The sequence below is a fragment of the Acidocella sp. genome, assembly GCF_027352905.1.
GTDB lineage: Bacteria > Pseudomonadota > Alphaproteobacteria > Acetobacterales > Acetobacteraceae > Acidocella.
This window is the reverse complement of sequence record NZ_DAIEIF010000057.1, coordinates 21,684-30,313: the sequence shown is the minus strand read 5'-3', so window position 1 is coordinate 30,313 and position 8,630 is coordinate 21,684. Positions and strand designations below refer to the sequence as shown.

The 8,630-nt window shown below is 68.0% G+C and carries 8 protein-coding genes; 2 read left to right on the top strand and 6 right to left on the bottom strand.

What is annotated here, in order from left to right; translation table 11 throughout:
- From M7H45_RS11000 to miaA, 6 genes are all read right to left on the bottom strand, one after another.
- Nucleotides 1–1,224, bottom strand: a 1,224-nt coding sequence (locus M7H45_RS11000) for an L-aspartate oxidase (protein ID WP_298216893.1), incomplete at its 3' end; no start/stop codon positions are given.
- The gene (gene nadA, locus M7H45_RS10995) at nucleotides 1,221–2,186 is read right to left on the bottom strand and encodes a quinolinate synthase NadA (RefSeq protein WP_298216892.1); all 966 of its coding nucleotides are present in this window, start codon (nucleotides 2,184–2,186) and stop codon (nucleotides 1,221–1,223) included. The genes nadA and M7H45_RS11000, both read right to left, overlap by 4 nt.
- 72 nt (nucleotides 2,187–2,258) lie before the next feature.
- Nucleotides 2,259–3,140: an NrtR DNA-binding winged helix domain-containing protein gene (locus M7H45_RS10990; protein WP_298216898.1), complete on the bottom strand. Its 882-nt coding sequence runs from the start codon at nucleotides 3,138–3,140 to the stop codon at nucleotides 2,259–2,261.
- A 117-nt stretch (nucleotides 3,141–3,257) separates the two neighbouring features.
- The gene (gene ilvN / locus M7H45_RS10985; protein ID WP_298216891.1) at nucleotides 3,258–3,767 is read right to left on the bottom strand and encodes an acetolactate synthase small subunit; all 510 of its coding nucleotides are present in this window, start codon (nucleotides 3,765–3,767) and stop codon (nucleotides 3,258–3,260) included.
- Nucleotides 3,767–5,560 carry an acetolactate synthase 3 large subunit gene (locus M7H45_RS10980; protein WP_408832789.1) on the bottom strand — a complete coding sequence of 598 codons (1,794 nt, stop codon included), beginning with the start codon at nucleotides 5,558–5,560 and terminating at the stop codon, nucleotides 3,767–3,769. The genes ilvN and M7H45_RS10980 overlap by 1 nt, the downstream gene beginning before the upstream one ends.
- A 70-nt stretch (nucleotides 5,561–5,630) precedes the next feature.
- Nucleotides 5,631–6,587, bottom strand: a complete 957-nt coding sequence (gene miaA / locus M7H45_RS10975; RefSeq protein WP_298216889.1) for a tRNA (adenosine(37)-N6)-dimethylallyltransferase MiaA — start codon at nucleotides 6,585–6,587, stop codon at nucleotides 5,631–5,633.
- On the opposite strand from miaA, the gene serB reads away from it, so the two are divergent.
- The gene (gene serB, locus M7H45_RS10970; RefSeq protein ID WP_298216887.1) at nucleotides 6,586–7,476 is read left to right on the top strand and encodes a phosphoserine phosphatase SerB; all 891 of its coding nucleotides are present in this window, start codon (nucleotides 6,586–6,588) and stop codon (nucleotides 7,474–7,476) included. The genes miaA and serB overlap by 2 nt on opposite strands.
- Nucleotides 7,473–8,582 (top strand): S-(hydroxymethyl)glutathione dehydrogenase/class III alcohol dehydrogenase, encoded by a 1,110-nt coding sequence (locus M7H45_RS10965; RefSeq protein ID WP_298216885.1) that lies wholly within the window; start codon nucleotides 7,473–7,475, stop codon nucleotides 8,580–8,582. Before serB ends, M7H45_RS10965 begins: the two co-directional genes overlap by 4 nt.
- Nucleotides 8,583–8,630 lie beyond the last annotated feature (48 nt).

Genomic DNA, 8,630 nt, shown 5'->3' with positions numbered 1-8,630 from the left:
CGCCGCCGTGCGCAGCACGCCAAGCCCGGCCGACATCATGTCCCGCACCGGCTCGGGCGCGGGTGTCAGCGGCGGCGGCAATGCCCCCAGCCGCACCCGCCGCGCCGCGCTGCCCGCCATCTCCCGCCCCGCCGCCATTCCGCAAACCGCCGCCTCCAGCAGCGAGTTACTGGCCAGACGGTTGGCACCGTGCAGCCCGGTGCAGGCCGTCTCACCCGCCGCGTAGAGGCCGGGCAGGCTCGTGCGGCCCAGCGCGTCCACCGCCACCCCGCCCATATGAAAATGCGCCGCCGGGCGCACGGGCAACCGCCCCGCCGCCAAATCCAGCCCCGCCCGCCGGGCGAAAACGGCGATGGTGGGAAAGCGCGCGGCGAAATCCCGCACCTCGCGCAGATCGAGCCATACGCGATGTCCGGCGCGCTGATGCGCCGCCACCGCCCGCGCCACCACATCCCGCGCCGCGAGGTCGCCCCCCGCCAGAAAATACGCCCCTGTCTCGTCGATGAAGCGAGCCCCCTCGCCGCGCACCGCCTCCGAGACCAGGGGCAGGCTCTGCCCCGGCACGTCCAGCGCGGTGGGATGGAACTGGATGAATTCGAGATCGCGCAGCGCCGCCCCGGCATCCTGGGCCAGCATCAGCCCCCAGCCGATCGCGCTCAGCGGGTTGGTGGTGTGGCGGAACAGCCCGCCAATGCCGCCGGTGGCGAGCAGCACCCGGTCCGCCGCCAACGCCGTGCCGTCTGCCAGCAGCACGCCCGCCACTCCGGTCTCGTCGCGCAGCAACCGCCGCGCGGCCGCCTGGCGGAAGGTGATCGAGGGCGTGGTCCGCGCCTGGGCGATGAGCGCCCGCATGATCTCGGCCCCGGTGGCATCCCCTCCGGCGTGGAGAATGCGGCGGCGGCCATGCGCCGCCTCCAGCCCCAGCTCTGGGGCAAAGCGCACGCCATAGCCGCGCAGCAGCCCCACCAGTTCCGGCGCCGCGCCGATGATGCGCGAAACCGCCTCCGCGTCGCACAGCCCCGCCCCCGCCGCCAGCGTGTCCGCGATATGCAGGGCCACGGAATCATCCGCGCCGATGGCGGCGGCCAGCCCGCCCTGGGCCAGGGCGCTGGCGGCCTCCCCGCCCAGCGGCGCGGCGCTCAGCAGGGTGACGGGGTGGGGCGCGGCGGCCAGCGCCGCCATCAGCCCGCCCACGCCGCCGCCAATGATGACGATGCCGCTCATCCGACCGCCAGCATCCTTTCCACGGCGGCGCGGGCGGGGGCGAAGAGATGGGCGGGCACGTTCACCTCCGCCGTCATCGTCTCCAGCGCGGCGCGGATACCGGGCAGGGTAATGCGCTGCATATGCGGGCAGAGATTGCAAGCGCGGACGAATTCGCTCTCCGGGCTGGCGGCGGCGATGTTCTCGCCCATCGAGCATTCGGTGACGAGCGCCACCCGCGCCGGTTTCTCCCGCCGCACGAAATCCGCCATCATCGCGGTGGAACCGGCGAAATCCGCCACCGCCACCACCTCCGGCGGGCATTCGGGATGGGCCAGCACCACCACGCCGGGATGGGTCAGGCGCAGCCGGTCGATTTCCAGCGGGGTGAAGCGCTCATGCACTTCGCAATGGCCTTTCCAGGCGATGATCTTCACCCCGGTCTCGGCGGCGACATTCTGAGCGAGATACTCATCGGGCAACATGATCACCTCGGGCACGCCCAAAGATTCCACCACCTTGCGGGCATTGCCCGATGTGCAGCAGATATCGGAGGCCGCCTTCACCTCGGCCGAAGTATTGACATAGGCGACCACCGGGCGGCCCGGATAGGTCTGGCGCAGCAGCGCCACATCGGCGGCGGTGATGCTCTCCGCCAGCGAGCATCCGGCCAGAGGGTCGGGGATCAACACCGTCTTGTCCGGGTTCATCAGCTTGGCCGTCTCGGCCATGAAATGCACCCCGGCGAGCACGATCACATCGGCATCGGCCCGGGCCGCCTCCCGCGCCAGGGCAAGGCTGTCGCCCACGATGTCGGCGACACCATGGAAAATTTCCGGGCGCTGGTAATTGTGAGCGAGAATGATGGCCCGCCGCTCGCGCTTGAGCGCGCGGATAGCGGCGATATCTTCCGCCATCACCTCTTCGTCGAAACAGGGGATCAGGCAGACATCGCATTCATGCCGGGTGCGGGCGGGGATCATGGCGTTCTCCTTTATACTCAATTAGAGTATAATTACGCCAATATACTCACCCCGAGTATATGAGGCAAGCGATTATTTCACTAGCGGCAGTTTGGACCCAGCGAAGGCGCGTTCCGCCAGCACGGCGGGGCGGAAGCGGAACAGCTTAGCGGGCCGCCCGGCGGGAAGGCGGGCGACATGCCCCGTCTCTTCCACCAATTCCTGCTGCTCGATCAGCCGGCGGAAATTGGGCTTGTGCAGGCTCTGCCCTGCGATCGCCTCCATGGTGCGCTGCAATTCCAGCAAGGTGAATTCATGGGGCAAAAGCTCGAACACCACCGGATGGTATTTGATTTTCGCGCGCAGCCGGGCGATGGCGGTGGCGAGAATGCGCCGGTGGTCCAGCGTCATCTCCCGCCCCGCCACCAGCGTCCCGCCCGCCGGGGCGGTGGCGCGCACCGCCTCCGGCACCAGCCGCGCCTCCCACAGCAATTCGTAGCGTTGCAGCACCAGCTCGTCTTGCCACCCTCCCTGGACACCGAATAGCGCGGCGACCCGGGCGGCTCGCGTCTCGTCCCGCCCGGCCCAGGCGGTGAGCGCCGCCAGCGCCGCCGCGCGCGGCCCATTGCCCGCGCGCCTATCCTCCCAGGGAAAATATTCATACCAGCCGAACCAGCTGGCCCCCGGATAGTCCCCGGCCGCCTCCCGGCTTAGCCCGAGATAGGAAATGGAAATGCCCCGCCCCGTGCCCGGCTGCTGCCCGGCGAAGGTATAAAGCTGCTCGACATAGCCGAGAGGGTGGCGGGTCTGGGCCTCCACCCATTCCCGCAGCCCGGCCTGGAGCGAGCGGTGCCCGGTCTGTAGCGGCCCGGCGGGCAGGGCATGGCCGTTTTCTAAGGTGAGCACGCGAGGCTGGCCATTGGTCACGGCCACCAGCACAGCGATCAGATCCACCTGGGCGGGCGCATCATTCATGCCGCCCTTGTCGCCGATCCGCGCCACCGGCGCAAACCAGCGCCATCCCCATACTGGGCCAAGCCTGCCCGCTCCATTCCGCCTGGCCTTCCACGCGCAGCCTCGCGCAAGCCGGCTTCAGTAGATCGTTTTCATCCCGCGGGCGATGGCCGCCACCCCGGTGCGTGCGACCTCCGCCAGGCCGAGCGGGCGCATCAGGTCGAGAAACGCGTCCAGCTTATCGGTGGCGCCGGTCAATTCGAACGTGAAGCTCTCCGTGGTGGCGTCGATCACCCTGGCGCGGAACGCCTCCGCCAGCCGCAGCGCCTCAGCCCGTTTTTCCCCGGCGCCGATCACCTTGATCAAGGCCAGTTCCCGCGCGAGATGCGGCCCCTCGCTGAGGTCGAGCACCTTGTAAACCGGCACCAGCCGGTCGAGCTGCGCCTTGATCTGCTCAATCACCATCGGCGTGCCGCGCGTGACCACCGTGATACGGCTTTTCGAGCCGTCCCGCTCCACCGGAGCCACGGTCAGGCTGTCGATATTATATCCCCGGCCGGAAAACAGCCCGATGACGCGCGCCAGCACGCCGGATTCATTCTCTACCAGCACCGAGACGGTGGCGGAGCGCAGAGCGGGTTCAGCCATCAGACCAGCGCCATCCCTTCATCGGTGACGCCGGGGCGGCCCGGACTATCCTGTCCCGGCCCCAGCAACATCTCGTTATGCGCCGCCCCGGAAGGGATCATCGGAAACACGTTCTCGGTCTCATCCACGCAGATATCGGCGATCACCGGCTTATCCACCGCCAGCATCTCGGCGATCACGCCATCCAGCTCATCCACCGTGCGGGCGCGCAGGCCGACGGCGTGGAAACTCTCGGCCAGTTTGACGAAATCCGGCAGAGCCTCGGAATAGGAGTGGGAATAGCGCCCGCCATGCAGCAATTCCTGCCATTGGCGCACCATGCCCATATAATGATTATTGAGAATGAACACCTTCACCGGCAGGCGGTACTGGGCGAGGGTACTCATTTCCTGAATGTTCATAAGCGTACTCGCCTCGCCGGCAATATCCACCACCAGCGCCTGCGGATGCGCCACCTGCACGCCCATGGCGGCGGGCAGGCCATAACCCATGGTGCCGAGTCCGCCCGAGGTCATCCAGTGATTCGGCTGCTCGAATTTGAAATATTGCGCCGCCCACATCTGATGCTGGCCGACCTCGGTGGTGACATAGGTCTCGCGTCCCTGGGTCGCCTGGTAGAGCCGCTCAATGGCGTATTGGGGCTTGATGACGCTGCCCGGCGCCGCCGGCTGCTCGTAGCGCAGCGCCTTCTTCTCCCGCCACAGCCCGATCCGCTCCCACCATTGCGCCAGGGCCTCGCGCGGCGGCGGGGTGGAATCCTCCCGCCAGGCGGCGATCAGCGCCCGCAGCACGGCCGCCGCGTCGCCGACAATCGCCACGTCCACCGCCACGGATTTATTGATATTGGCGGGGTCGATATCGACATGGATTTTCTTCGAGCCCGGGGAAAAAGCGTTGAGCCGGCCCGTCACCCGGTCATCGAAGCGCGCGCCGATATTGAGCATCACGTCGCAGCCATGCATGGCGAGATTCGATTCATAGGTGCCATGCATCCCCAGCATGCCGAGAAACAGCGGGTCGGAGGCGGGGAACGCGCCCAGCCCCATTAAAGTCGCGGTGAGGGGAAAGCCGGTCATCCGCGCGAATTGGGTGAGCAGACGCGAGGCCTCCGGCCCGGCATTGATGACGCCGCCCCCGGCATAAATGATGGGCCGGCGCGCCCGCTTGAGGAGCGCCACAGCCTCCTTGATCCGGCGCGGATCGGGCTGGGTGCGCGGGCGGTAGGAGCGATGCTCCGCCTCGCCGGGCTCACGGTAGGGGGCGGGAGCGATGAGAATGTCTTTGGGCAGGTCGATCACCACCGGCCCGGGCCGCCCGGCGCGGGCGACATAAAACGCCTCGTGGACGACGCGCACCAGATCCTCGGATCGCTTGACCAGATAATTATGCTTGGTCGCCGGGCGGGTGATGCCGGTGGTGTCCGCCTCCTGGAAGGCGTCATTGCCGATGAGATGGGTGGGAACCTGCCCGCACAGGCAAACGATGGGGATGGAATCCATCAGCGCGTCCACCAGCCCGGTGACGGCGTTGGTGGCCCCGGGGCCGGAGGTGACGAGCACCACCCCCACCTTGCCGGTGGAGCGGGCATAGCCCTCCGCCGCGTGCACCGCTGCCTGCTCATGGCGAACGAGGATGTGGCGGATCGCGTTCTGCTGGAAAATCGCGTCATAGATCGGCAGCACCGCCCCGCCGGGATAGCCGAAAATCACCTCCACGCCCTGCGCCTTGAGCGCGCGCAGCAGCGCCTCGGACCCGGAACTCATCTGCTCCGCCGCCGCGATCGTGCCATCCATCGTCCCGTTCCCGTCCGTCTCGGTCATCCCGGACCCGTACAATTCCGCATCGCGCGGGTCAACCCAGGCTTCACATAAAATTTCTTATATTGGTTATAATACTTTCCAAAAGTTGCTCACAGCCCGGCTGTCTCGACTTTATTAATTGCATGTCTGGCCTGCTCACCAATTGCTGGTGCCGGAACCAGGTCATTTGCCGCTTGGTGTAGCGCGAGGTGGCGCTCACCGCCCGCTCCCGCGCCTCCTCCAGGCCGATCTCGCCGTTGAGATGCGCGGCGAGTTCCGGCACGCCATGGGCGCGCAGCAGCGGCAGGTCGTGCGGCAGGTTCCGCGCCAGCAGGGCCGCGGCCTCCGCCAGCGCCCCTGTGGCCAGCATCGCGGCGAAGCGGGTCTCGATCGCCGCGCGCAGATCGGCCCGGGGCGGATCGAGCAGGATCATCCTCAGCCGCCAGCCCGTGAGCGGTTCGGCGGGCAGGGACTGCCAATAGGCCAGGCCCCGGCCGGTGCCGCGCAGCACCTCATAGGCGCGGGCGACACGCTGGCTGTCCTGGGGGCGCAGCCGCGCCGCGCTGGCCTCGTCCAGCCGCGCATGCAGCGCCGCCGGGCCGATCTCGGCCAACAGCCGCCGCGCCTCCGCCCGCGCCGCCTCCCCCGGCTCGGGGATGGGGGCGATGCCATGCACCAAAGCGGCGAGGTAGAGGCCCGTGCCGCCGCAAAGAACGGGGAAACGCGCGCGCTCCATCTCCTCCAGGGCCGCCCGCCGCCACCAGGCCGCGTTGGCCGGCTCCTCGGCGCGGCGCACGCCATAGAGCCGGTGCGGCGCCAGCGCCTCTTCCACCGGGGTGGGCCGGGCGGTCAGCACCCGCAGCTCCGCGTAGCATTGCATGGCGTCGGCATTGATGACCGTGCCGCCCAGCGCCTGGGCCAGGGCGAGAGCGAGAGCGGATTTACCGCTCGCCGTCGGCCCGGCGATGATCAGCCCCGCGCGTTGCCCTGATCCCGTCTCTGCCGTATCCGTCGCGTCCATGACCGCGCCTAATTCCCATATCGTCACCCTCGTGGCCAGCCGGGAGGCGGAGCTCACCGCCACGGATGCCGCCCGTGCCCTCGCCTATGCCGAGGGCCGCGGCCTTGTCTGGCTGGCGCCGGGCCGGGCGGTGGAATTCCACGCCCCCCGCGCTCCCGACCGCGCGGCGCTGCGGTCGTTGCTCAGCCACCCGGCGGTGGATATTTTCCTCACCCGCCCGCGCGGAAGGCGCAAGGCGGTGCTGGTCGCGGATATGGACAGCACCATCATCACCGGCGAAACGCTGGACGAATTGGCGGGTTTCGCCGGGGTCAAGGACCAGGTCGCCGCCATCACCGCCCGGGCGATGAACGGCGAGCTCGATTTCAAGGCGGCGCTGCGGGAGCGTGTGCGGCTGCTCAAGGGCCTGAGGCTGGCCGCGCTGGAGGAGACCTGGAAGCGGGTCACGTTTAGCCGCGGCGCCCGCGCCCTGGTGGCGACGATGAACGCCCATGGCGCCACCACGGCGCTGGTCTCGGGCGGGTTCACCTTCTTCACCTCTCGCGTCGCCGCGGCTTTGGGCTTCTCATTGCACCGCGCCAACACCCTGCTGGATGACGGCGCGGCGCTCACCGGCGAGGTGGCGGAGCCGATCCTCGACAAAGAGGACAAGCTGGCGGCGCTGAAGGAGCTTGCAGCCGCGCGCGGCGCGCGGCTGGCCGCCACCCTCGCCGTGGGAGATGGCGCCAACGATCTGCCGATGCTGCAGGCCGCCGGGCTCGGTGTCGCCTATCACGCCAAACCCGTGGTGGCGGCCGCGGTCGCTAACCGCGTCGAGCATACGGACTTGACCTCGCTGCTTTTCGCGCAAGGTTATCCGGCATCGGCTTTCAAAGGAGACGAAGGATGAGGACACGCGCCGCCGTGGCCCGGGCGCCCGCCCAGCCCCTCTCGCTGGAGATGGTGGATATCGAAGGTCCAAAGGCCGGAGAGGTGATGGTGGAGATCCGCGCCACCGGCATCTGCCATACGGATGAATATACCCTCTCCGGCGCCGACCCGGAGGGGCTGTTCCCCTCCATTCTCGGCCATGAGGGCGCGGGGGTGGTGGTGGAGGTGGGGCCGGGCGTCAGCTCGCTGAGAGAGGGCGATCACGTGATCCCGCTCTACACGCCGGAATGCCGCCAATGCAAAGCCTGCCTCTCCCGCAAGACCAATCTCTGCACCGCCATCCGCGCCACCCAGGGCCGCGGCGTCATGCCGGATGGCACCTCCCGCTTCTCCTGCGAGGGTGCCCCGGTGATGCATTATATGGGCTGTTCGACCTTCGCCAATTACACCGTGCTGCCGGAGATCGCCCTCGCCAAGGTCCGGCCGGACGCGCCTTTCGAGAAAATCTGTTATATCGGCTGTGGCGTCACCACCGGCATCGGCGCGGTGTTCAACACCGCCAGGGTCCAGCCGGGAGATAATGTCGTGGTGTTCGGTCTGGGCGGCATCGGCCTCAATGTCATCCAGGGGGCGCGAATTGCCGGGGCGGATAAGATCATCGGCGTGGACCTCAACAATAACCGCCGGCCGATGGCGGAGAAATTCGGCATGACCCATTTCGTCAACCCCGCCGAGGCCGGCGGGGATCTGGTGCCTCACCTCATCAATCTCACTGATGGCGGCGCCGATTATTCCTTCGAGTGCATTGGCAATGTCACGGTCATGCGCCAAGCGCTGGAATGCTGCCATCGCGGCTGGGGCACCTCCATCATCATCGGCGTGGCGGGGGCGGGACAGGAGATTTCCACCCGGCCCTTCCAGCTCGTCACCGGCCGCACCTGGAAGGGCACGGCCTTCGGGGGCGCGCGCGGCCGCACGGATGTGCCGCGCATCGTCGATTGGTACATGGAAGGCAAGATCGACATCGATTCGCTCATCACCCATGTCCTGCCCTTCGAGCGCATCAATGAGGGATTCGAGATGCTGCGCCGGGGCGAGAGCATCCGCACTGTGGTGGTCTATTGAATTCCGCCGCTTGAGCGGGACGGGCGGGTTGAAGGAGGAGGAATGGAT